21 protein-coding genes are annotated in these 23448 nt (G+C 63.4%); 9 read left to right on the plus strand and 12 right to left on the minus strand.

Translation table 11 applies throughout. The annotated features are described in order from the left end of the window. Positions 1 to 130 precede the first annotated feature (130 nt). The 4 genes from glgA (at position 131) to GH665_RS13790 (ending at position 4934) form a co-directional block, all read left to right on the plus strand. Positions 131 to 1591 carry a glycogen synthase GlgA gene (gene glgA, locus GH665_RS13775; protein WP_153136330.1) on the plus strand — a complete coding sequence of 487 codons (1461 nt, stop codon included), beginning with the start codon at positions 131 to 133 and terminating at the stop codon, positions 1589 to 1591. A gap of 234 nt (positions 1592 to 1825) precedes the next feature. Next, entirely contained in the window at positions 1826 to 2692 is an 867-nt protein-coding gene (pdxY, locus tag GH665_RS13780; protein ID WP_153136331.1) for a pyridoxal kinase PdxY, read from the plus strand. Between the two features lie 206 nt (positions 2693 to 2898). Further along, positions 2899 to 3360, plus strand: a complete 462-nt coding sequence (locus tag GH665_RS13785) for a hypothetical protein (RefSeq protein WP_153136332.1) — start codon at positions 2899 to 2901, stop codon at positions 3358 to 3360. A gap of 422 nt (positions 3361 to 3782) precedes the next feature. Beyond that, entirely contained in the window at positions 3783 to 4934 is a 1152-nt protein-coding gene (locus GH665_RS13790; RefSeq protein ID WP_030103575.1) for a branched-chain amino acid ABC transporter substrate-binding protein, read from the plus strand. Between the two features lie 121 nt (positions 4935 to 5055). On the opposite strand, the gene GH665_RS13795 is transcribed toward GH665_RS13790, so the two are convergent. Further along, positions 5056 to 6978, minus strand: a complete 1923-nt coding sequence (locus tag GH665_RS13795; RefSeq protein ID WP_153136333.1) for a DUF3857 domain-containing transglutaminase family protein — start codon at positions 6976 to 6978, stop codon at positions 5056 to 5058. Continuing rightward, entirely contained in the window at positions 6975 to 7874 is a 900-nt protein-coding gene (locus GH665_RS13800) for a helix-turn-helix transcriptional regulator (RefSeq protein WP_153136334.1), read from the minus strand. The genes GH665_RS13795 and GH665_RS13800 overlap by 4 nt, the downstream gene beginning before the upstream one ends. Before the next feature lie 109 nt (positions 7875 to 7983). Between GH665_RS13800 and GH665_RS13805 the strand changes: the two genes are divergently transcribed. Then, positions 7984 to 8529 (plus strand): hypothetical protein, encoded by a 546-nt coding sequence (locus tag GH665_RS13805; RefSeq protein ID WP_153136335.1) that lies wholly within the window; start codon positions 7984 to 7986, stop codon positions 8527 to 8529. Positions 8530 to 8553: 24 nt separating this feature from the next. Here the strand turns inward: GH665_RS13805 and GH665_RS13810 are convergent, their stop codons facing one another. Beyond that, positions 8554 to 9219 (minus strand): hypothetical protein, encoded by a 666-nt coding sequence (locus GH665_RS13810; protein WP_153136336.1) that lies wholly within the window; start codon positions 9217 to 9219, stop codon positions 8554 to 8556. 315 nt (positions 9220 to 9534) lie between these two features. Between GH665_RS13810 and GH665_RS39425 the strand changes: the two genes are divergently transcribed. Continuing rightward, on the plus strand, positions 9535 to 9669 hold the full coding sequence (locus GH665_RS39425; RefSeq protein ID WP_281357239.1) for a hypothetical protein: 135 nt from the start codon (positions 9535 to 9537) through the stop codon (positions 9667 to 9669). A gap of 311 nt (positions 9670 to 9980) precedes the next feature. Here GH665_RS39425 and hutG read toward each other — a convergent pair whose 3' ends face one another. The 7 genes from hutG to hutH all read right to left on the minus strand — a co-directional run bounded on the left by hutG (position 9981) and on the right by hutH (position 18329). Further along, positions 9981 to 10802: an N-formylglutamate deformylase gene (hutG, locus tag GH665_RS13815; RefSeq protein WP_153136337.1), complete on the minus strand. Its 822-nt coding sequence runs from the start codon at positions 10800 to 10802 to the stop codon at positions 9981 to 9983. Between the two features lie 117 nt (positions 10803 to 10919). After that, complete coding sequence (locus GH665_RS13820) at positions 10920 to 12305, minus strand: formimidoylglutamate deiminase (protein ID WP_153136338.1); 1386 nt, start codon at positions 12303 to 12305, stop codon at positions 10920 to 10922. A 10-nt stretch (positions 12306 to 12315) separates the two neighbouring features. Beyond that, positions 12316 to 13539 (minus strand): imidazolonepropionase, encoded by a 1224-nt coding sequence (hutI, locus tag GH665_RS13825; RefSeq protein ID WP_153136339.1) that lies wholly within the window; start codon positions 13537 to 13539, stop codon positions 12316 to 12318. Between the two features lie 106 nt (positions 13540 to 13645). Continuing rightward, a complete protein-coding gene (locus tag GH665_RS13830) occupies positions 13646 to 14260 on the minus strand; it encodes a HutD/Ves family protein (protein ID WP_153136340.1) in 615 nt (204 codons plus the stop codon). Positions 14261 to 14304: 44 nt separating this feature from the next. Then, a complete protein-coding gene (hutU, locus tag GH665_RS13835; RefSeq protein ID WP_153136341.1) occupies positions 14305 to 15993 on the minus strand; it encodes a urocanate hydratase in 1689 nt (562 codons plus the stop codon). 91 nt (positions 15994 to 16084) lie between these two features. Further along, positions 16085 to 16780: a histidine utilization transcriptional repressor HutC gene (hutC, locus tag GH665_RS13840; protein WP_102857374.1), complete on the minus strand. Its 696-nt coding sequence runs from the start codon at positions 16778 to 16780 to the stop codon at positions 16085 to 16087. A 25-nt stretch (positions 16781 to 16805) separates the two neighbouring features. Further along, complete coding sequence (gene hutH, locus GH665_RS13845; RefSeq protein ID WP_174771718.1) at positions 16806 to 18329, minus strand: histidine ammonia-lyase; 1524 nt, start codon at positions 18327 to 18329, stop codon at positions 16806 to 16808. 462 nt (positions 18330 to 18791) lie between these two features. Between hutH and GH665_RS13850 the strand changes: the two genes are divergently transcribed. Both GH665_RS13850 and GH665_RS13855 read left to right on the plus strand, forming a co-directional pair. Further along, a complete protein-coding gene (locus tag GH665_RS13850) occupies positions 18792 to 19688 on the plus strand; it encodes an NAD-dependent epimerase/dehydratase family protein (RefSeq protein ID WP_153136342.1) in 897 nt (298 codons plus the stop codon). Between the two features lie 141 nt (positions 19689 to 19829). Further along, positions 19830 to 20012: a hypothetical protein gene (locus GH665_RS13855; protein ID WP_153136343.1), complete on the plus strand. Its 183-nt coding sequence runs from the start codon at positions 19830 to 19832 to the stop codon at positions 20010 to 20012. A gap of 122 nt (positions 20013 to 20134) precedes the next feature. Here the strand turns inward: GH665_RS13855 and GH665_RS13860 are convergent, their stop codons facing one another. Both GH665_RS13860 and GH665_RS13865 read right to left on the minus strand, forming a co-directional pair. Then, entirely contained in the window at positions 20135 to 21502 is a 1368-nt protein-coding gene (locus GH665_RS13860; protein WP_153136344.1) for an APC family permease, read from the minus strand. 105 nt (positions 21503 to 21607) lie between these two features. Further along, the gene (locus tag GH665_RS13865; protein WP_153136345.1) at positions 21608 to 22444 is read right to left on the minus strand and encodes a carbon-nitrogen hydrolase family protein; all 837 of its coding nucleotides are present in this window, start codon (positions 22442 to 22444) and stop codon (positions 21608 to 21610) included. 141 nt (positions 22445 to 22585) lie between these two features. Between GH665_RS13865 and GH665_RS13870 the strand changes: the two genes are divergently transcribed. After that, positions 22586 to 23431, plus strand: coding sequence for a helix-turn-helix transcriptional regulator (locus tag GH665_RS13870; RefSeq protein WP_153136346.1), 846 nt, complete (start codon positions 22586 to 22588; stop codon positions 23429 to 23431). The last annotated feature ends 17 nt before the right edge of the window (positions 23432 to 23448 follow it).

Here is a 23448-nt window from a genome sequence, read left to right on the forward strand (position 1 = left end):
ACGGCATGACGAACCGGCGAGCCTTGCCGCTACCGTTGCGCCAGTTACTCCGTTCGCACCGCTTACACGGTTTGCGCCGCTTACGCCGACCTGACGGCAAACCCGTCCTAACAGGAACGAGACCGAGCCTATGACGATTCGCGCCCTGCACGTCGCAAGCGAGCTGTATCCCCTCCTCAAAACGGGCGGTCTCGCCGACGTCGCGGGCGCGTTGCCGCCTGCGCTGATCGAGCGCGGCGCCGACGTGCGAGTGCTGCTGCCCGGCTTTCCCGCGGTGGTCGCCGGCTTGAGCAACTTGCGGCCGGTAGCGCAGATGGGCCGCCGTTTCGACGCGCCAGGCGTCACGCTCGAACTAGGCACGCTGCCGTCGAACGGCCTGAGCGTCTACGTGATCCGCGCCGGCACCCTGTACGACCGGCCCGGCAACCCCTATCTGAACGACGAACACGTCCCGTACGGCGACAATGCGCAACGCTTCGCCCTGCTTGGCTGGGTTGCCGCCCAACTGGCGCAGCATCTCGACCCGGCATGGGTACCGCAGATCGTCCACGCGCACGACTGGCACGCCGGCCTCGCGCCCGCCTATCTGAAGGCGGCCGAACGGGAGCATGGCCGACGGTTCGCGCGCAGCATCTTTACTGTGCACAACCTCGCGTATCAGGGAGTCTTTCCGGCGCATCAGTTCGGTCAATTGGGCTTGCCGGACGACTTCTTCAGCATGCACGGGGTCGAATTCTATGGGCAGTTGTCGTTCCTCAAGGCCGGCCTCTACTACAGCGACCGCATCACCACCGTGAGCCCGACCTATGCCCGCGAAATCCAGACCCTCGCCCAAGGCGGCGGCCTCGACGCGTTGCTGCGCCATCGCTCGCACGATCTGAGCGGCATCCTGAACGGCGTCGACTACTCGGTGTGGAATCCCGCCACCGACACGCTGCTCGAAGATCACTACACGGCCACCCGTCTGGCCGGCAAAGCGGCCTGCAAGGAGGCCTTGCAGAAGCGCTTCGGCCTCGCGCAGAAAAGCGATGCGCTGTTATTCGGCGTGGTGAGCCGGCTCACCGAACAGAAAGGCCTCGACCTGCTGCTCGAAACGGTCCCCGAGATTGTCAAACGCGGCGGCCAGCTGGTGGTGTTCGGCACCGGCGACCCGGCGCTCGAAAACGGTTTGAAACGGGTCGCGCACTCTCATCCGGAATCGGTGGCGGTCGAACTGGGTTTCGACGAAACCCTGGCGCATACGATCGTCGCGGGCAGCGACGTGATCGCGGTGCCGTCGCGCTTCGAACCTTGCGGGCTGACGCAACTGTACGCGCTGGCTTATGGGTCGCTGCCGCTCGTGCATTGCGTTGGCGGGCTGGCGGATACGGTGGTCGACGCGTCGCTCGAAAATCTCGCCGACGATCTCGCCACCGGCTTCGTGTTCGAACGTTTCGAGCCGAAAGGCCTCGCAGCGGCGATCCGCCGCGCGTTTGCGCTCCATAACCGCCGCACCGAGTGGAAAGCCACCCAACGGCGGGCGATGCGGCAGGATTTCGGCTGGGGCGCCTCGGCCGAGCGCTATCTGGCGCTGTATCGGGAACTCGCCTGATCCTTCTTGTGATGGTTCGACGCAACAACGCGGGGACGGATCAACTCGCCTGTGACAAACTCATGTATTGTTTTCTCTCTGTGCAGATCGCGCATTTTTCTTGCACTATCTAAAAGAGTAAGCCAGTAAAAGAGTCACGCCGCTTCGGGCGTCCGGCCATGGCCGGTTCGCCACCGCGGCCGTCCGTCCGTCCGTTCCCATTAATCGCGCATTCCTGCTTGCGCGGGCCACACCATGACGAAAAACGTTCTGAGCATTCAGTCACATGTCGTCTTCGGGCACGCCGGTAACAGCGCGGCCGTGTTTCCGATGCGCCGGCTCGGCGTGAATGTCTGGCCGCTCAATACCGTGCAGTTCTCGAACCACACGCAGTACGGTCATTGGACCGGTGGTGCGATTCAGGCATCGCAGATGGAAGATCTGGTTGAAGGAATCGGCGCAATCGGCGTGCTGCCCCGCTGCGACGCCGTGCTGTCGGGTTATCTGGGCACGCCCGAACAGGCGCAATCGGTAGTGGAAATCGTCAAGGCCGTGAAGGCCGCCAACCCGCGCGCGTGGTACTTCTGCGATCCGGTGATGGGCGCCACGAGCGGTTGCAAGGTCGAACCGGGCATCCAGGAATTTCTGGTTCGCACCATGCCGGCGGTGGCCGACGCCATGGCGCCGAACCATACCGAGCTGCAGCGCCTCGTGGGCCGCGAGATCGAGACGCTCGAAGAAGCCGTGACCGCGTGCCGCGAGGTCATCGCCCGCGGACCGAAGCTCATGCTGGTCAAACATCTGCTGGATCGCAACAGCCCCGCCGACCGCTTCAACATGCTGGTCGTCACCGAGCGTGAGGCCTGGATGGGCCAGCGCCCGCTCTACCCGTTCGCGCGGCAGCCGGTGGGCGTCGGCGATCTGACGAGCGCGGTGTTTGTCGCGCGCACGCTGCTGGGCGATTCGATCCGCGCGGCCTTCGAGCATACGCTGGCCGCCGTGAACGCTGTCGTCAAGGCGACGTGGCAGGCTGGGCGCTACGAGCTGGAACTGGTCGCCGCGCAGAACGAAATCGCGCAACCGCGTGAATGGTTCGACGCCTGGGTCGCGGAAACGGCCTGAGACGGTGTAACCGCCCGGCACTCGCGCGGCTCGACACGCACCCGGCCACCTCGCGTGTCTGTTGTGGTTCGAACCGGCACGCGGCGCCCAACCCGCATTTGTCAACTGAGCGTCCTATAATGCGTGCCGCGTAGGCTCAGGCCGCCAGCCGCCTACGCCGTATTTTTTGGCGTCCGGGCATCCGGCATTCAGCAGACGAGGCATTGATGGACGGTTATATCCGCAGTGAGCGGGAAGAATTTTTTGAGCAGTTGTGCATGAGCGTCGACGCGGACGAAGCGCACGAACAGGAAGCGATCGAGTTCTTCGAGAGCCAGTTCGACCAGGCCGACTTCGATCCCGCGCAGTGGCTCGACATCGCGCTTTACTATTCGCCGGCCGTGGCGCGCGGCATCGTCGATATGGTGACGCCCGACGACAAGGCGCGTAGCAACATCGCCGAAGTCATCGCCGACAACCTCGACATTTCGTATGGCGAGGACGAGTGCCAGCAGTTCGCCGAGACCATTGAATTCGCGTTGAACAACGGCGTGCCGGTGGATCTCGACCTGGTGCTCGACGGCTGCCAGCGCGCGCTCGACGATCTCGACACCTGGGCGGACGAAGAGACCAAGGCGCCCCTGCTGCGTCTGCGTGAAGAATTGCTGCGCCAGCAAGGCGAGCATTGAGCGCATCGTTTTAGCTTGCGGCCGGTCGCATCGGGCGATTCGGCCGGGCCGCAGATTTTTCGCCGGTGCTATGCGGACACCCGTTTGCGCGACCGCACCGCAGCAGTAAAGCCGGCGCGCTCGCACCGGTTTCCCAGGCGGCTTCTCGGAGCCGCCCTTCGCTTCTTCGGCAAATACAGGTCGCCCCGTTTCTTAAGCATATGCCGCAATCCGCACCCGCGTGCCGCCGCTGACAGGCCGCCAGCCCAAGCGCTGCGCGGCCTATGCCGAAATGCTCATTCAAAGCGCCGCGAACTGCCAAGACGCTCATAAATTGGCTTTCTATATTCGCGCCAGATTGACCGGCATGTGAACGCCACGGCACGTCGATCCAGCGTTACCGCTTGCTGCCTGCAAACCTGAAACTGTCGAAGGAGAGAGACATGAGTCTTCACAACACGCTGAAACCGCTTGCTCTATTTGTTGGCGCCGCCCTCGCGATTGCGCCGCTAGCCAGTTTCGCCGACGACCTGCCGGTGAAGATCGGCTTCGCCGCGCCGCTCACAGGCGCCAACGCCGGCTATGGGAAAGATCTGGAGAACGGTGTCCGGCTTGCGATCGAGGAAGCCAACGCCCAGAAGCTCAAGATCGGCGGCAAGGTCGCACAATTCCAGCTCGTCTCCGAGGACGACCAGGCCGACCCGCGTATCGGCGTGCAGGCCGCGCAGAAACTGGTCGACGCGGGCGTATCGGCGGTCGTCGGCCACTTCAATTCGGGCACGACGATTCCCGCCTCGCAGGTGTACGAGCAGGCCGGCATTCCGGTGATCGATCCGGCCGCGACCAATCCGGTCATTACCGGGCGCGGTTTCGCCAACACCTTCATGGTGATTTCCACCGATGCGCAGAACGCCGGTAACGCGGGCGTCTACGCCGTGGAAGTGACGAAAGCCAAACGCATCGCGATCATCGACGACCGCACGGCGTTCGGCCAGGGCGAGGCCGACGAGTTCGAGAAAGCGGTGAAGGCGCATGGCGGCAACATAGTGACGCGCGAATACACCGACAATCACGCGGTGGATTTCAGCACGCAGATCACCAGGATCAAGGCGGCCAATGCGGATCTGGTTTTCTTCGGCGGGCTGGATACCCAGGCGGCGGGCTTCGCGAAGCGGATGAAGCAATTGGGCTTGAACGCGCAACTGGTGGGCGGCGGCGGCGTGATGGACGAGGATTTCATCAAGCTCGCCGGCGAGCCGTCCGAAGGCGCGATGGCCTGGGAATACGGCAGGCCCTTGGCCCAGTTGCCGGGCGGCAAGGACTTTTCCGCGAAGTTCAAGAAGCGCTTCGGGGTGGACATCCTGTCGTACGCGCCGTTTGGCTATGACGGCGCATGGGCTGCGATCAAGGCGATGCAACAGGCGAAATCCACTTCACCGGCGGTTTATCGGCCGGTTCTCAAAGCGATCGACTACGACGGCGTGACAGGGAAGATTTCTTTCGACAGCACCGGGGCGTTGAAGAGCGGCGCTTCCACGCTGTACCAGGTCAAGAACGGGGCGTGGGTTCCGATCGTGACCAAGAGCGGAAGTTAAGGGTCTTCGTTTGCTCTTGACAGAGTAGTTTGGTATGGCCCGAGGCGGTGCTGTTTCACCGCCTCGGGCCATACCGGTGCCGCTGCTTCTGCGGATACCTCTGCCGATACCGCACGCGGGCCTATCTGACCACCTTCACCACCACCTCGGCATCGAGATCCCGCTCGATCCGCACAAGATCATCCTTCACACCGGCAAACTCATCGGCTGAGCACATCTGGTGCCCGAATACGGCCTGAAGATGGCGCCTCACCTGCAAGACCCGCGCAACAGGATCGAACACGTAGCGGGAAGAAAACTCGAAGAAACGATCCTTCACCGCGGCATCCGGCGGCACATCCGCCACATGGACGAAGTTCGGCAGCGTCAGTTCCAGAGTCTCGTCGAACGTTCCTCCCAGACACGCCCAAGGCTGCGTTCTCGACGGTTCCGCCAGCCACGCCTGCACCTGCCCGGCCATGCCGCCGGATAAGCTCGTCAGGGCCGGCACAGCGGTCGTCCCATCGGTCCAGACAAAATGCTCCACTCTTCCCTGCATCGAAGTGGAAAAGGGCCCATCCGTGGCGGCCACGTCGCCGGTCTGCAAATGCGCTGTGCCGTGCAAGCCGGTCTGCAACAGACGATTCGCGGCAATCTGCTGCGTGCCCTGGCGCGTTGCCCGTCGAAACAGATTACGCTCGAGCTCCGCCGTATAGCCGCCATCTTCCACGCGATAAGCGTAACTCGCCGCGCCATTCTCATCGACGTCGATCTGCAGGCGTGCCGTGCGTTCGCGCAACTGGGTGGCCGGCGTGCGCGCCAGCACACCCTCGTCGACCAGCAAAACCGGCCGGTCCATCACGCTCGGTGGCAGGTAGCCAAAACTCACGCCGCCCGCCGTCGTGTCGACAAACAACGATAGATCAGGAATCCAGACGATCGCATGATTGATCGCGCTGCTTCCATACCCCGGCACGGACGGCAAACTGTAGTACGGCCCGAGATTGAGCAGCACGGCCTCGCTGTGAATGCCGACCGCGGCCAATAGCGCGCTGTACAAGGCGACGTGATCCTTGCAGTCGCCATAGCGGTTGCGCAGGATGTCGACCGCCTTATGCGGGATCGCCGCCGTCTCGCCAAGGAACAGCGCCACGTAGCGAATATTCAAGCGCATCCAGTCGTACAGGATCCGTGCTTTCGCTCGCGGGTCGCTCGCCTGCGCGGTCAGGCCTTGCGCGAGCCGGACGATCGCCGGATCGCTCATCGTCGCGTCGGCAGCAGGACCACGATAGCGCGCGGCGAAGTTCGCGAAGTCCGGCACCGTCGACACCATCAGCCGGTCACCCCAGTTCGCATAGCCTACCGCGCCCGCTTCGAGCGGCGCGTAAGGACCGTGCCGGTAATCGAACTCATAGCGGGTGCGGCCGTTCGCGGTGACGGGCGGCAGCGCGACGTAGCCGCGCGCATCGGCGTAGAGGGGTACGTCGGCCGGCAGATCGAAGATCAGGCGCTGCAACTCGACGGGGTCGCGAGTCGGCTCGACCAGATAGGCGAACGTGCCCGCCTGTAGCGCTTTTGCGCGGGTTTTGCGAAACGCCAGATGAACACGTGCGCCGGGTTCGACGCCCGGAAAGATCACCGTGCGCAACACCCCGTCTTCGAAACTCGGCGCACCGGCCGAGCGCGGTTCCTGCACGTCGCGAATCGCTTCGGGGCCGACCGGATGCGCGACGCCATTCGGATCGATCGTTTCAGCCGCGAGCAATTGCACCTGCTCGATGTCCTTGTTGAACCACACGTAGCGTTGCGCGATATCGTCGACGCCGCTCGTCGTGTTGGCCCGCAAAACCGTATCGTCATGTTCTTCGACGGAGCCGTCTTTCTGGATCACGAAGAGATGGACGTCACGCTCGATCGTCGAAGGGGCAAGGTCGTCGTTGAGGGTGCCGGCGATGCTCGATGCGCCCGGGCCGCTCGCATCGCGGCTCTCAGCCTGCGCAGCGGCCACGCACACAAGCAGCGCCAACGCGGCGGCCACCGTCGCATACACCGCGCACCGGGTCATGTGCGACGCGCCCTGCCTCGCGCTCGCCACGCAAGCGGACTCGACGCGAACTCCGCGCGAAACGCATGATTGAAATTCGACAGATCGTTGAAGCCGCAATCGAGCGCGATATCGACGACCTTCGCGTTATCGTCGCGAAGCCGCAGCGCCGCCGCTCGCAAACGTGCCCGCAATAGATACTGATGCGGCGTCACGCCGGTCACGCGTTGGAACGTGCGCAGGAAGTAGAACTCGCTCAGGCCCGCGGCGGCAGCGAGGCTCGTCAGCGTGTGCGCGGCACCAGGTGTGTCGTCGATCAGGCGCACCGTTTGCGCCACGCGCGACCAGGCCGCGGCGCTCGCGGCGGGTTCCGCACGCGTCAATGCGCCCGCCGCCTTGAGCGTCGAGACGGCCAGTTCAACGGCGAGTTCTTCCCAACCCGCGTCGCCCGCGTCCAGCGCGCCGGCACAGGCTCGCGCGATCAGCGGCGACAAGGCGGGCAGCGATGGAATCCGCGCGCGCCTGAAGTTCAGATCGCCGCCCGCGATGCCCGCGTCCGCGGCAAGCCGCTCGAAGTACGCCGACGCATAATGAAAGGCGATGCAACGATCGCCAGGCGCATGCCGGTGGCCGCATTCGAAACAGTCGCCCGGATTGCCGAGCAGCAGCGCGCCGGGGGTCAGCAGCGCGCGTCCCGTGGCGCTCCGGTAGCCGAACGAACCGGCAACCACCATCGCAATGCATACGCCGGCGTGCCGCTCCTCGAACGGCTGATCGCGGGGGCCGAAGGTGCAGAGGATGTCCGCAACAGCCCAACTCGCACCCTGGGCCAACGGGCGTGCGTGGGTGCCGCCGCGCGTGCCTTCCCGTGCGCGTTGCGCCAGCGCCTGCTGCAAAGTGACGGCAATTTTCCCCAAGACGCACCTCGGCTGAGTCCGTATCGTGGTTTTAGCACATCGGCGGCCGGCGCGGTTTTGCCCGTTGCGGCGCCGGTGCTTTCACCCGACAACCGAAGGAGCACATCCGATGGACCTGCTGGACGACACTATCGACCGTGGTTTTCACGCTGCCTTGAGCGCCCCGGCGCGAGCCGCCGGAATCGACGCCGCCGACGACCTGTACGGCTGGCTGATCGGCAGTTGGGACATGGACGTACTGCATTACCGCGTCGACCTCCGCCAAGCCCCGCGCCGCGGCGAGATTCATTTCGGCTGGGTTCTCGAGGGCCGCGCCGTGCAGGACGTGTGGATCATGCCGCCACGCGGCGAGCGTCACGCCGGACTCTCGCCCGCCGACACCATGTACGGCACCACGCTGCGGGTGTGGGACCCGGCGCTGCGGGCGTGGCGCGTGACTTACCTGAATCCGCTGACCGGTCAGCGCGATGAACTGACAGGCCGGCGCGTCGGAGACGATCTGGTGCAGATCGGCACCCATGCCGACGGCACGCCGATTCGCTGGAATTTCACCGATATCACTCGGGATTCGTTCCGCTGGACCGACGTGGCGCTGGCGCAGGATGGCGTAACGTGGACACTCGAAGGCGAATTCCACGCGCGGCGCAGGCGTTAGGTCGCCAGCTTTCGGGCGCGGCGCTCAATCCCCTCCGCCGATTTGCCCGAGCAAGGCCTGTAGCCGCTCAACATGCCTGAGCAGCAAGTGCCGATGCTTTTCAATCTGCTCGAGCCGCCCGGCCAGGTCGGCCTGAATCGGGTCGTCGAGATCGGCGGCCGCGATCACGTCCTCCACCTTCGATCGCATCGTTGCAAGGTCCACGGGCGCATGACTCAAATGCCGCTCGAAGCGTCGCACGTCCTGCATCGCCAGATCGCGAACCTTGCGGAAGTGGGCCTGCCGCCGATGCGCTTCGGCATCGAGCGTCTCCTCTTCCACGCGCTTCGCCGGGTTCGCCTGACCGAAAATCGGCTCGGGCGGCCGCAGCACCGTCTTCTTGCGCACCGGATGCGCGGTGCCGCGAAACCGCGCGAGCGGCTGCTCGTTGTCGATCGCCTCGCGTGCATTGGCCGGGATGTCCTGCCCGGTATGCGACACGTTCATCCAGCCATTCGGCAAGCCCGTCACCGCCTCGATCCCGCGCACGAACTCCTCGCTGAATTCGCGCTGGCCGGACAACATCAATTTCAGGTAGCTGGCGGAAAAGGTCATCATGCGCGCCAGACGGGTCGCCGCGCCGACCTCGCGGGTCAGCAGCACCAGGTTCGCTCGCCAGACCGGGAGCAGCAATTCGTCGGAATCTTCCATCGCTGGGTCTTCCATCTTTTCGCCCGATGTATGGATGACGCTATGTGTACACGTCATCGTTCTGAAAGGGTAGCCGCTTCAGCGTATGGCGCGCAATGCCCGCACGCGTATTACGTACCGCTCGACGTGTTGAAATGACACGCTAGCGCACATTGTCCCGGGATAAACCGCCACGAAGCCCGGCGTTTTGAGTTGACCCATGCATTCGGTCAGCGTTCCCACGCGGCACGTGCGATGTGTGGCATCCTCTTGACCCGTTGCGGCACGCCACGTGCTGCAGCATTAGCACCATCACCATGATTTAAGGATTCTGTAATGAAGAAAATCGTTCTCGCCATCGCAGCAACCGTCGTCAGCCTGAGCGCGATCGCTCCCGCCCAGGCATATCAGCATCACCCCGTATGTCACAAAGTGCGCGTCCATCATCACTGGGAACGCCGCTGCCACTGATCGTTGTGCAGCGCCGTCACACGGCGCGTATCGGAGAGCCTCGCCATAAGCGGGGCTTTTTTGTGACCACTCCGCTTCGACGAGGTGCAGCTTCCAGGGTGGCCTGCGCGGCTCAACGCTGCAACGAAAGCTTCTTTGACGCTCTATACGTTCGGCGCGAACGCCGCAGCATGCAATCACGGACACATGCTGTTACACCTTTGCGGTGTGAGCCGACGCGGCTACGGCCTCGCGTAACGCGAAGCGCGGCGAGCCGCGTGGAGAGAGATGAAAGGAATATCCGCGACGGTAGCCGCTTCAGGCAGCTGCCGTCAGGCTGCGCGCACGCGCTGCAATGCCGTCGCCACCAGTTCTTCCAGCAAAGGCTCGACCTTCACCGCCAGCCTTTCGTCATACGCATACGGCATCTGCTCCTCCATATACGTAATCTGCGACAACTCGAGCTGTACCGCGTGCACGCCCTGCGACGGCTGCCCGTACTCGCGCGTGATATAGCCGCCCTTGAAGCGGCCGTTGGCGACAGCGGAATAAGCGCCATGCCGCTCGACTATCGCGGCCAATTCTTCAGCCACTCCGGCCACCGCGCTGGCACCGTTGGATGTGCCGAAGTTGAAATCCGGCAAACGTCCTTCGAAAAATCGCGGTACGTGCGAGCGAATCGAATGGGCTTCCCACAGCAGCACCTTGCCGTGCTTCGCCTTCAGCGCGGCGAGCTCGCCCACCAGCGCATCGTGATAAGGCTTCCAGTAAGCATCGCGCCGGCGCGCGACTTCGGCGTCGGTCGGCAGATGGCCTTCCAGGTAAAGCGGCTCCTTGTCGAAGGTATCGACCGGCAGTAAGCCGGTGGTGTCCTGCCCCGGATACAGATTCGCGCCGTCGGGCGGGCGGTTCAGATCGATCACATAACGCGCATACGTCGGCGCCAGGATCGACGCGCCCATGCGCTTCGCAAAAGCGTAGAGTCGGTCGAGATGCCAGTCGCAGTCGTCGGTGCGCTGCGCGGCCGGCGTCATCGTCGCGGCGATGTCGGCGGGAATTTGCGTGCCCAGATGCGGGATCGAAATCAGCAACGGCAGGCTTCCCCGATGCAGCGAGAAAACCGGCGGAGTGGTTGCGGTAGACGAAGCAGTCATATCAGTCCGGAATCGATAAAAGTCGAAGGCTCAGCTTACTCGGCTTACTCGGCCTGTTCAGCCATTCACGCGAGCATGCCGCTGCTGCCGGCAGCGTCGGCAAACAGCGTTGGCATCCTAGCGGAGCAAGTCGGCGAGCGTCCCACGATAGCGCGTAAAAGCGCCCTCCTCGTCGCGATGACGGCGGTTCTCGACAATCTTGTCGCCTCCCGTGTAGACATCGCGAATCGGCGACTCGCCGTGTTCGCAGAATACAACGCCCGAGAGCCACGCGTTGGGCGCGTGCTCGGCAATGCTCGAATGATCCGCATCGAGCACCAGCCAGTCGGCGCGGCGGCCTGCCTGCAATGCGCCGACAGCGCGCCCCGTGGCGTGCGCGCCGCCCTCGAGCGCGGCGTCGAACAAGCGGTCGGCCACGTGCGTCGCCTGCGGCGAGGCGAGCACATTGCGTTGCCGGCGCGTGAGGCGCTGACCATATTCGAGCAAACGCAATTCCGCACGCCAGTCGACTCCGATATGGCTATCCGAGCCGATACCGATGCGCCCTTGCGCGTCAAGATACTCGTGTGCCGGAAAAATGCCGTCACCGAGATTGGCTTCGGTGGTCAGACACAATCCGGCAACCGCGCCGCTTTTCGCAAGCGCCAGCGTTTCGTTCGCGTCGACATGCGTGGCGTGCACGAGGCACCAGCGGCTATCGACGTCGAAGCGATCCAGCAGCCATTGCACGGGCCGGGCGCCTTCGGTTTCGAGGCAGGCGTCGACTTCGGCGGTCTGCTCGGCGATATGGATGTGAACGGGTGCACTGCTATCGATACCGTTCAGCAAGGTACGCAGCGAATCGGCCGAGACCGCGCGCAACGAATGGGGTGCCACGCCATAACGCAACACAGCGCTCTCGGCACGTGCCGCGCGCAACGTGCCGAGCAGATCGAGCAGACTCTCCGGTGTATTGATGAAGCGCTGCTGATCTTCACGCGGTGCGCGCGAACCGAAACCGCTGTACTGATACAGCACGGGCAGCATCGTCATGCCAATGCCGCTTGCAGAAGCCGCGTCCACCACGCGCTGCGCCAGCTCCGCCTGATTCGCATAGCGGCTGCCATCCGGCGTGTGGTGCACGTAATGGAATTCGCAGACCGATGTATAGCCCGCCTTCAGCATCTCGATGTAGAGCCACTGCGCGACCGCAGCGAGTCCCTCCGGCGTGATCCGCGCGGCGAAGCGGTACATCAGATCGCGCCAGCTCCAGAAGTTATCGGTGGCGTTCGCCCGATACTCGGTGAGTCCGGCCATCGCGCGTTGAAATGCATGCGAATGAAGATTCGGCATGCCTGGCAATACGGGACCCGCGGCCTTTTGCACGCCGTCGGGAACAACCGCGGTATCGGGCGTAACCGATGTCAGCGTGCCATGTGCGTTCCATTCCAGCAGTACATTGCGACGCCAGCCGTCGGGCAGATAGGCGTGATCGGCGAATAGTGATTGTTTTGATTGCATCATCTCTCAGGCCCTAGCTCAAATCACGCCGCGTATAAACCGTCTCGCCCGCGCGCACGACTTGCGCGCACAGCGGACGCCCAATCCAGTAAGCCAGCTCCGCAAGCGTTTCTACTGACCACACCGCGAAATCCGCCGCGCGCCCAACTTCGAGCGAGCCATGCCGGTCCGCCTTGCCGAGCGCGCGCGCCGCGTGCACGGTCACGCCTTGCAGCACTTCGGGCACCGTCATGCGGAACAAAGTGGTCGCCATGTTCATCATCAGCAGCAGCGACGTAGTGGGCGACGTGCCGGGATTGCTGTCGGTGGAAATCGCAATCGGCACCTGATAGCGCCGCAGCAGGTCCAAAGGCGGCAATTGCGTCTCGCGGATGAAGTAGTACGCGCCCGGCAGCAACACCGCGACGGTGCCGGACGCTTGCATCGCGGCAACGCCGGCTTCGTCGAGGAATTCGAGGTGATCCGCGGATAGCGCATGGTGCCGCGCGGCCAATGCCGTGCCGCCGCTGTTCGACAACTGCTCGGCGTGCATTTTCACCGGCAGTTTGTAGCGCTCGGCGGCCTGAAACACGCGCTCGCTCTGTTCCAGCGAAAAGCCGATACGTTCGCAAAATACGTCGACGGCGTCGACCAGGCCTTCATCGGCGAGCGCGGGCAGCATCGTATTGCAGACTTCGTCGATATACGCATCGGCCCTTCCCGCGAACTCCGGCGGCAACGCATGGGCACCGAGAAACGTCGTATAGACCGATACCGGATAGCGCTCGCCCAACCGACGCGCGACGCGCAACATCTTGCGCTCGCCGGCGAGATCGAGGCCATAGCCGGATTTGATTTCGACCGCCGTAACGCCTTCGGCGAGCAGCGGTCCGAGACGCGCGGCCGCTTGGCGGAACAGCGTGTCTTCGTCGGCGGCACGCGTGGCGCGCACGGTCGAGACGATGCCACCGCCCTGCCGCGCGATTTCTTCATAACTGACACCGGCGAGGCGCTGCGCGAATTCATCCGCGCGCTGGCCGCCATACACCAGATGCGTATGGCAATCGACGAGACCCGGCGTCACCCACGCGCCGTGCAGATCTTCGCGCGGCCATGCGGCATAGTGAACGGGTAATTCGGAAGCTGCGCCGAGCCATGCAATCTTGCCGTTTTCAACGGCAATCGCGGCATCGGACAGCGTGTGTTGGGGGTCGCCCTGGGGGCAAAGTTTCAGGTGATGCCAGACGGTTTGCTTCATCGCGTGCTCTTTGCAGCTCGTTGCGTGTCTGTGGTGATTCGCGGCGCGCTTTGCCTGGCTTGTGCCGGGATTTAAGCGCGCACGCGAATCGTCGTCATCATTGTGGCTATCGCGTATAGCGGATGCTGATTGCGAGCACCGTGCCCGCGCCCTTCACTGTGCATGGCAACGCCTTCGGCGTGTCGATGCGCAATGTGTCGTCAGCCTCGAGCACATGCGTTTGACCTTCGTCGCCGAGTGCGAGCGAGACCGAACCGCCCGCGCAGAACAACACCACCACGTCGGCGGACAAAACGCGTTGCGTCGCACCGCGCCACACTTCGCTCTCAGCCACCGCCGCGCCGCGGCGGACCATCAGGTTGAAGTCGCGCGTGGCGCCGTCGACGAGACGTGCATCGATTCGCGCTTCGCCCGCGAACCGGGCGATATCGAGCGGCTGGGTCAACGCATACGTCTTCACGGCATGCGCGCCGGCGGCGTCGGTGGCATCGGTTTCATCGAGCAACATGCCCGCGCCCGACAACAGCGCCAGGGTGCGATCGATACCCGCAAAACGCGAGAACGGTCCGGCCTGCGCCACGTCGGCGATGCTCACCCGCCACGTGAACGCGTCGAGTCCCGCGCCGGCGGGAAACGCCACGACTTCACGCGTGACGCCGCCGCCGTTTTTCCACGGCGCCGCCACGAGATCGACGCCACGAATCAGCGTGGCGGCTGCCATGCTACCGGCAAGCGTGCTGTGAAGCGTGCTTTGAAGCGCCACGATCAACGGCCCAGCATCGGCAGATTCAGACCTGCCTCGCGTGCCGTTTCCTGCGCGAGTTCATAGCCCGCATCCGCATGACGCATCACGCCGGTTGCCGGATCGTTGAACAGCACACGGCCGAGGCGTTCCTTCGCGGCATCCGTGCCGTCAGCGACGATCACCACACCCGAGTGCTGGCTGAAGCCCATGCCGACGCCGCCGCCATGATGCAGCGAGACCCACGACGCGCCGCCTGCCGTATTCAGCAATGCGTTGAGCAGCGGCCAGTCGCTGACTGCGTCCGAGCCGTCTTTCATCGATTCGGTTTCGCGATTCGGGCTCGCAACCGAACCCGTGTCCAGGTGATCGCGGCCGATCACGATCGGCGCCTTCAGTTCGCCGTTCTTCACCATTTCGTTGAACGCCTGGCCCAGACGATAGCGATCCTTCACGCCGACCCAGCAGATCCGCGCCGGCAGCCCCTGGAACGCAATGCGTTCGCGCGCCATGTCGAGCCAGTTGTGCAGATGCGGATCGTCGGGAATCAGTTCCTTGACCTTCGCATCGGTCTTGTAGATATCTTCCGGATCGCCTGACAGCGCGACCCAGCGGAACGGCCCCTTGCCTTCGCAGAACAACGGACGGATGTACGCCGGCACAAAGCCCGGGAAATCGAAGGCGTTTTCGACGCCCATTTCCAACGCCATCTGGCGGATGTTGTTGCCGTAGTCCAGCGTGGCCGCGCCGCGCGCCTGCAGCGCCAGCATCGCCTGAACCTGCTTGGCCATCGACTGCTTGGCCGGCGTCACGATGCTGTCCGGCGCGGTCTTCTGACGCTCGCGCCAGTCTTCGACGCTCCAGCCTTGCGGCAGGTAGCCATTAATCGGATCGTGCGCGCTGGTCTGATCGGTGACGCAATCCGGCGTAATGCCGCGCGTCACGCATTCGGCGAACACGTCGGCGGCGTTGCCGAGGAGTCCGATCGAAACCGGCTTGCCGGCCTTCTTCGCTTCGTCGAGCATGGCGAGCGCTTCGTCGAGCGTCTTCGCCTTCTTGTCGACATAACGGGTCTTCAGACGGAAGTCGATGCGCGTCTCGTCGCATTCCACCGCGATCATCGAGAAACCGGCCATGGTCGCGGCCAGCGGTTGCGCGCCGCCCATGCCGCCCAAACCACCCGTCAGAATCCAGCGGCCCGACGGATCGCCGTTGAAATGCTGGTTCGCCACCGAGAAAAACGTTTCGTAGGTGCCCTGCACGATGCCCTGGCTGCCGATGTAGATCCAGCTGCCCGCCGTCATCTGGCCGTACATCATGAGGCCCTTGCGATCGAGTTCGTGGAAGTGTTCCCACGTCGCCCAATGCGGCACCAGGTTTGAATTCGCCAGCAGCACGCGCGGCGCGTCCGCATGCGTGCGAAACACGCCGACCGGTTTGCCCGATTGAATCAGCAGCGTCTCGTCTTCGTTCAGATCCTTCAACGACGCGAGGATCTGATCGAAGCAATCCCAGTTACGCGCGGCACGGCCAATACCGCCGTACACGACCAGCGCGTGCGGATGCTCGGCGACTTCCGGGTCCAGATTGTTCTGGATCATCCGGTACGCGGCTTCCGCAATCCAGGTCTTGCAAGTCTTTTCCGCACCGCGCGGTGCGCGGATCGTGCGGGTCGGGTCCAGACGCGGGTCGATGTGTTTCGGGTTGTTCATGGTGGCCCTCGGAATGCGTGAAAAAGTTCGGGAAGAATTCGGGAAATTAGGTCGAAAACGGGTCGATAACGGGTCGATAAATACGGCGAAATCAGAAATGACCGGTGAAGCGATAGCGGCTGCCGGGATGCCAGAGATTGGCAATCGAGGCGACCTGGCTTTGCGACCACGTGCGCCGATGCAGCACGAGGCACGGTTCGAGTTCGTCCATGGTCAGCAACTCGCGCGTATCCGCGTCCGCCGCCAGGGCTTCAATGCGATACTCGACGCGCTGCAGCGGCGCGACGCGCACCAGATACTGATTCGGTGTGGTGTTCGTGAAGTCCTGCAACGCGTACTCAGGCGCAACCACCGGATTGACCCAGCGCTCTTCGAGTTGCACCGGTTCGTCGTTTTCAAAATGCAGCACGCGCGAATGAAACACCGGACTGCCCGCGCTCACCTGCATTTCCTCGGCAAGCGCCTCGTCGGCGATGCTCGCGCCGATGTGCAGCACCTTCGCCAGATAGCGATGGCCGCGCGCAACGATTTCGTCGGAGATGCTGCGGATCGCCACCAGCGTCGATTCGTACTTGGGCCGGGCCACGAAGGTGCCCGAGCCCTGCACCCGCGTGAGAACCTGCTCCGAGGTCAACTCGCGCAACGCGCGGTTGACCGTCATGCGCGCGACGTTGAATTCACGCGCGAGTTCGTTTTCGGAGGGCACCTGGTCACCTTCGGCCCATTCGCCCGCGTGGATGCGGCCGAGGATGAAGTCCTTGATGCCCTGATAGGCCGGTGCGTTCATTGGCTGGTTCTGCCTGGCTGAGTGTTTATTGTTCGGAGGCAAACGAGAACGGGCTCAGCTTCGCGATCGTGCCGTTCTGCACGAGCCGCGTGACCGCCGCGATATCCGGTGCGAAGTAGTGATCGAGTTCGTAGTGCGCGACATCCTTGCGCACCGCGTCCATCACTTTCTGCAGGCTCGGGCTGGTCTTGTGCGGCGCGCGCAGATCGACGCCCTGCGCGGCAGCAAGCAACTCGATCGACAGGATGTTCGCAACGTTTTCGGCAATGTCGCCGAGCTTGCGCGCAGCGAACGTGGCCATCGACACGTGGTCTTCCTGATTCGCGGAAGTAGGCAGCGAATCGACCGACGCCGGGTGCGCGAGCGTCTTGTTTTCAGACGCGAGCGCGGCCGCCGTCACGTGAGCGATCATGAAGCCCGAATTCACGCCACCGTCGCGTACGAGGAACGGCGGCAGACCCGACAGCGTCGCGTCGATCAGCAGCGCGATGCGGCGTTCGGCCAGCGCGCCGATTTCAGCGACGGCCAGCGCGAGGTTGTCGGCCGCGAACGCAACCGGCTCAGCATGGAAATTGCCGCCCGACAGCACTTCGCCCGTATCCGGGAAGATCAGCGGATTGTCGGACACGGCGTTCGCTTCGATCAGCAGCACCTCGGCTGCGTGACGCATCTGGTCCAGGCACGCGCCCATCACCTGCGGCTGGCAGCGCAGGCTGTACGGGTCCTGCACCTTGTCGCAGTCGGCGTGCGAAACATTGATCGCCGAGCCTTGCAGCAGCGAACGGTAAGCCGTTGCCGCGTCGATCTGGCCTTGATGGCCGCGCAGTTCGTGAATGCGCGCGTCGAACGGCTTGACCGAACCCGCCGCCGCGTCCACCGACAACGCGCCCGCCACCAGCGCGGTGCGATATAGGTCTTCGATGGCGAACATGTTGTAGAGCGCGAGCGCGGTGGAGGCCTGCGTGCCGTTCAGCAGCGCCAGACCTTCCTTCGCCTGCAGCGTGAGCGGCTTGAGGCCGACCAGCGCGAGGCCCTCGGTGGCCGGCATGCGTTCGCCCTTCGCGAACACTTCGCCAACGCCGAGCAGGGTGGCCGACATATGCGCGAGCGGCGCGAGGTCGCCCGAAGCGCCGACCGAACCCTTGACCGGAATCACCGGCAGCACGTCGGCGTTGTACAGCGTAATCAGTGCTTCCATCACTTCGCGGCGGATACCGGAGTGGCCGCGGCCCAGGCTCGAGAGCTTCAGCGCGATCAGCAGGCGCACCACCGGACGCGACATCGGCTCACCCACGCCAACCGCGTGCGACAGCACCAGATTGCGTTGCAGCAGTTCGAGCTGGTCGTGCGGAATGTGCGTGCTGGCGAGGCGCCCGAAACCCGTGTTGATGCCGTATGCCGGCTCGCCCTTCGCGGCGATATCGGCGACGGCTTTGGCGCAGGCGTCGATGGCGGCGTGGCTGGCGGGATCGAGTTGCAGCGCGACGTGTTCGCGTGCGATCTGGCGCAGTTGCGGGAGGGTCAGGTAGCCGGGCTTCAGAATCATCATGGTGTTGTCCTGTCTTGTCTATACAATTTGAGAGAAGTCTAGCGTCGTCATCCTGTATATACAACCTGTTTTTGCAGCTTCCGACCTAGGGGTTTCCATTAGAACCGAATGCCGGCGCCATGCATGCCACATCTGTCAGCGTTTCGAGCGCTGGGTATGCCGCACCGGACCCGCTCACCTTGCGGGATAACTTGTATATACACATTCAAAATAGGCAGCGGCAAGCGGCCAAAAAGATTCGACCCGGCGGCCGCCGCAGTCGGGCCTGCCCATACGTGCGTTACTGAGTTATAGGGGAGCCCGCTGCCGGCGCAAGAAAGCCCGCGCACCCACACCGGAAGCCTGTATTGTTGATTTAAAATCAAGATTGATTTGAGACTAATACGCTTTTTGCGAGAATCAAGACGGCGGATACTGCGTGCATTGCATCGTGTTTCCGGTGTTTCCACCAAGGAGAACGTCTTGAAGATTTTCATTACTGGCGCAAGCGGCTTTATCGGCGGTTCGATCGCGGCGCACCTCGTGCGCGCCGGCCATCGAGTACGCGGTTTGATCCGCAAGCCCGAACACAGCGCCGAACTACAACGCCTCGGTATCGAACCCGTGATCGGCACGCTCGACGACCGCGAATTGCTGATCGCCGAAGCACAAGCTGCCGACGCGGTGATCAACGCCGCGAGCAGCGACCACGAAGGCGCGGTGAAAGCGCTGATCGAGGGCCTCGCCGGTTCCGGCAAACCGTTTCTGCATACGAGCGGCTCGAGCATCGTGGGCGATGCGTCGGGTGGCGAGGCCGGTGAGGCGCGCATCTATCACGAGGACGCCCTGCCCCAGCCGACGGCGGATAAAGCGGCGCGCGTCGCCATCGATCAACTCGTGCTCGCGGCCGCACAGCAAAACATTCGCTCGGCGGTGCTGTGCAACACGCTGATCTACGGCCATGGCGCAGTGCCTGGCAGTGCTAGCGTGCAGTTGCCGCGGCTCGTGCGTCAGGCGCAAAAGAGCGGCGTGGTGCGGCATGTGGGCAGCGGCGGCAACATCTGGTCGAACGTGCATATCGACGACGTCGCCGAACTCTATCGCCTCGCATTGGAAAAGACGCCGGCTGGCACCTTCTATTTCGTCGAGAGCGGTGAAGCGTCGTTTCGCGACATGAGTACGGCCATCGCTCACGTGATGAAACTCGGTGAGCCGCAAGACTGGCCGCTTGAAGCAGCGCAAAAGGAATGGGGTTACGAAATGGCTTCGTACGGGCTCGGATCGAACAGCCGCGTACGCGGTGAGCGCGCGCGCAAGCTGCTCGGCTGGCAGCCGAAACGCAACTCGGTGATCGACTGGATCGAGCGCGAGATGGTTTGATGTTTCGCGAGGGGACGCCCGCCAGGGCGTAAGCAGTGTAAGCCGGGGTGTTGCGAATCCGTAAGCTCACCTCGCTAGAATCCGGCTCACGTAATAGTGCGATTCGACGATACGAGTCGCGCGTGAGCCCGGATTTGATCGATGACCTTGGCGCTGAATTTCTACTGGCTGACCAACCTGCTGGCGATTCTGTTCGTTGTGGCGTGCGTGTACGACGCGCACTACGACGAATACGGCACGCTCACGCTGGCAGCGGCCGCGATGAGTCTTGTCGTGATGGCGATCGAGGTGTTCCTCAAGCCCGCGTTCGACATGGCACTGTGAGTTCGACGCTGCGCAACGCAGCGCCGCCCGCTTCAACTCGCACCTCGCTTCGCAACTGACCGGCACCGGCACGCTGGCAGACAATCACGACTACAGCACGAGTACGGGCACAAACGACTGCCTCAAACCGCGACTTCCGGCGGCGCCCGGCGGAAACAGCGCGTGATCCAGCCGAGGTAGCACAAGCCCAGCACGAACCACACCGCGCCGAGCACCAGCGCGGTTTTCTCGAGACTCACCAGCAGCCAGATATCCGCTACCGCACCGGCCAGCGGAAACAGCAGGCCGCCGATCACACCCATCGCATTCGCACCGCCCTTCGCGTTGAAGAACTGACGGATCACACACAGATTGACCGCAGTGAACGCGAGAAACGCGCCAAAGTTGATGAACGAGGTCGACGTCGCCACATCGAGTTTCAACGCGACCAGGCCGATTGCACCCGCGATTGCGATATTCAGCGCCGGCGTCTTGAACTTCGGATGCACGAAACCGAAGATGCGCCGGGGCAATACTTCGTCGCGTCCCATCGCATACAGCAGACGCCCCACGCTTGCCTGCGCCGAGATACCCGAAGCGAATTGCGCGAGAATCAGGCCGGCCAGAAACACCGTGACGAAAATATCGCCACCCACTTTTCGCGCGACTTCGAAGGCGGCCGAATCCGGATCCTTGAACACCGCGCCCGGGTGCGCGAGTTGCACCGTGTACGCGGCAATCACGAAGATCGCGCCGCCGATCAGCGCGATCAGCACGATCGCGCGCGGCATGGTCTTTTCCGGAGCGATGGTTTCTTCGGTCAAAGTCGATACCGCGTCGAAGCCGAGATACGAATACGCGGCAATCGCAGCGCCTGCCATCGTCGCCGAGAACGGCACATGCGGCTTGAAGAAGGGCTCAGCCGAAATCAGGCCGCCAGGTCCCGCCGCGGCGGTCACATAGTGACAGCACAGCACGACGAACAACGCGACAATCGCGAGTTGGACGACCATCAGCACGATGTTGAAACGGTTCGCGAGTTCAATGCCGAGAATGTTCAGCGCACTCGTCAGCACAATGAACGCGACGATCCAGATCCAGCTCGGAATGTGCGGAAACGCGGCACTGAGATACGCGGCGCCGATCAGCCAGATCACCATCGGCAGGAAAAAATAATCGAGCAAGGTGGCCCAGCCGATCATGAAACCCAGATGCGGATTAAAGGTTTTGCGCGTGTAGGTATAAGCCGAACCCGCCACCGGGAAAAGCCGCGCGAGCTTGCCATAACTGAGCGCGGTGAACACGATCGCGATCAGGGCGATCAGATACGCGAGCGCGGCGGTATCGTTGCTGGCGCTCGCCAGCACACCGTAGGTGCCGTAGACGATCAGCGGCGCCATGTAGGCAAGGCCGAACAACAGGACTGAAGGCAGCCCGAGGGTGCGCTTCAGACGCGCGGCCTCAGGCGCGGCGGATGCGCCGGCGCGCTCGGTGGGCGATGTCGGGGTCATGCGGTGTCTCCTCATGCGAATGGGCGAGCGTCGCCGGAGGCGGCGTGGAACGCGCCCCGGTCGAGCCTGGTCGATCAGATATGCTGGAAGCGCGTGTGCCGCGCCTTAACGCGCGCGAATCACACGCGCGGGTTGCCCGTACTCGTCGTTCAGCGTCGCGAGATCGAGTGCAATACGGGCGTCGTGCAGATAACGATAATGTTCACGCGCGCCTTCGAGGCGCGCCGGATCGAGCGTGGCGCGCAGGACTGCTTCTTCATGCCCGGCGTCGCACACCACCTCGCCGAACGGATCGATCAGCGCCGATTCGCCGGGAAACGTGAGGTTGTCGTCGCCGGAACCAATACGATTCACAAGCGCCGCGAACATCTGGTTCTCCATCGCGCGGGCCACGATTGCCCGGCGATGCACCGGCCCGAACGGCTCCATATTGCCGTTCGTCACGATCAGCAGATCGGCGCCGAGCGAGGCGACCGCGCGCGCCGTTTCGGGAAACTCGATGTCGTAGCAGATCAGCAGGCCGACGGTCAGTCCCTTGAAATTGCATACTTCGTAACGGTCGCCCGGCTCAAATACGCCGACGTCCGACGCCCACAGATGCGTCTTGCGATAACGCAGCGCGATCTCGCCGCGTTCGTCGACCAGCACCGTGGTGTTGAAAAAGCGCTTGCCGTCGCGCTCGGCGAGACCTACCGCCACCGCGACACCTGCTTCGCGCGCCGCATCGCGGACTGCGCTCAGCGAAGGCCCGTCGATCGTTTCGGCCACCTCGCCAATGGTGTCGCGCGTCGGAAAGCCCGACAGCGTGGTCTCCGGAAACACGATCAGATCGGTTCCGGTCGCGCGTTGGCCGATGGTTTGCAGCACGCGTTGCACGTTTGCCCCGCCGACGCCCATCGCGCCATCCACGATCGGGATCTGTGCCAGTTCGAGTTGAAGCATTCTGTCTCCTGTACTTGCCGGTTTGCTTCGCGTTGAATAGCGGCTATTGTCAGGCCGCCCGCGTTTTCAGGTTGGGCCTATTATTACCAGACATATTTTTGTTCGTAATCACCCGGCTGGGTTACCCTCAACGGAGCACGCATGGAACTCGAATGGCGCGATCTGGCCTTTCATCGCGAGATCGGCGCGGTTATCGAAGCGCTCGACAGCGCGCAATTCTGGACTCGTCTCACGCGCGCGCTCGAACGCTATGTCGCGTTCGATAACTGGGTCGCTCTGCGCTTCACACCCGGCGCGGCGCCGCTCGTCTGCGCCGAATCGCCCACGCCGGACGGCACGGTGGACGCGATGTTCCAGGACTATCTCGCCGCGCTTTATCAACTCGACCCGTTCTACATCGCCGCGACCGAGAGGCCTGCCTCGGGCTTAGTTACGCTTGCGGACGTCGCGCCCGACAACTTCTCGATGACCGATTACTACCAGCGGTACTTCAGGAAAAACATCGTCGGCGACGAGGTGCATTTCAACTACATGATCGATGCGCGGCATACGCTGGCGTTCTCGCTGGGCGCAACGCATCGCTATGGCGAGCGCGACCTCGCGGTACTCGCGCTGTGCGCGCCTTGGGTGATCGCGTTGCTGCGGCAGCGCCTGCCGTATGAGGTATTCGGCGCGCCGCCGTCGGGCGAGGCGGCGACGCAAACAGCAACGGAAACCCTGACGCAGACAGAAACGGAGGCGCCCGCCTATGCCGCGCGCTTCGAGCAGGTGTCGTCGGCGAGCGGCCGTTCACCGCTCACGGCGCGCGAAGTCGAAGTAGCCATGCTGACCTTGAGCGGATTTTCAACGCGCGCCATCGCGGAGAAACTGGCGATCTCGTTCGAGACGGTGCGCGCGCACAAGAAGCACATTTATACCAAGCTCAATGTCAACTCGCAGTCGGAGTTGTTCGCGCTGTTTTATGAAGCGGGACGCAAAGGGGCATGACGTCCCGCTGATTCGAT

This window comes from Paraburkholderia agricolaris (assembly GCF_009455635.1).
GTDB classification, from domain to species: domain Bacteria; phylum Pseudomonadota; class Gammaproteobacteria; order Burkholderiales; family Burkholderiaceae; genus Paraburkholderia; species Paraburkholderia agricolaris.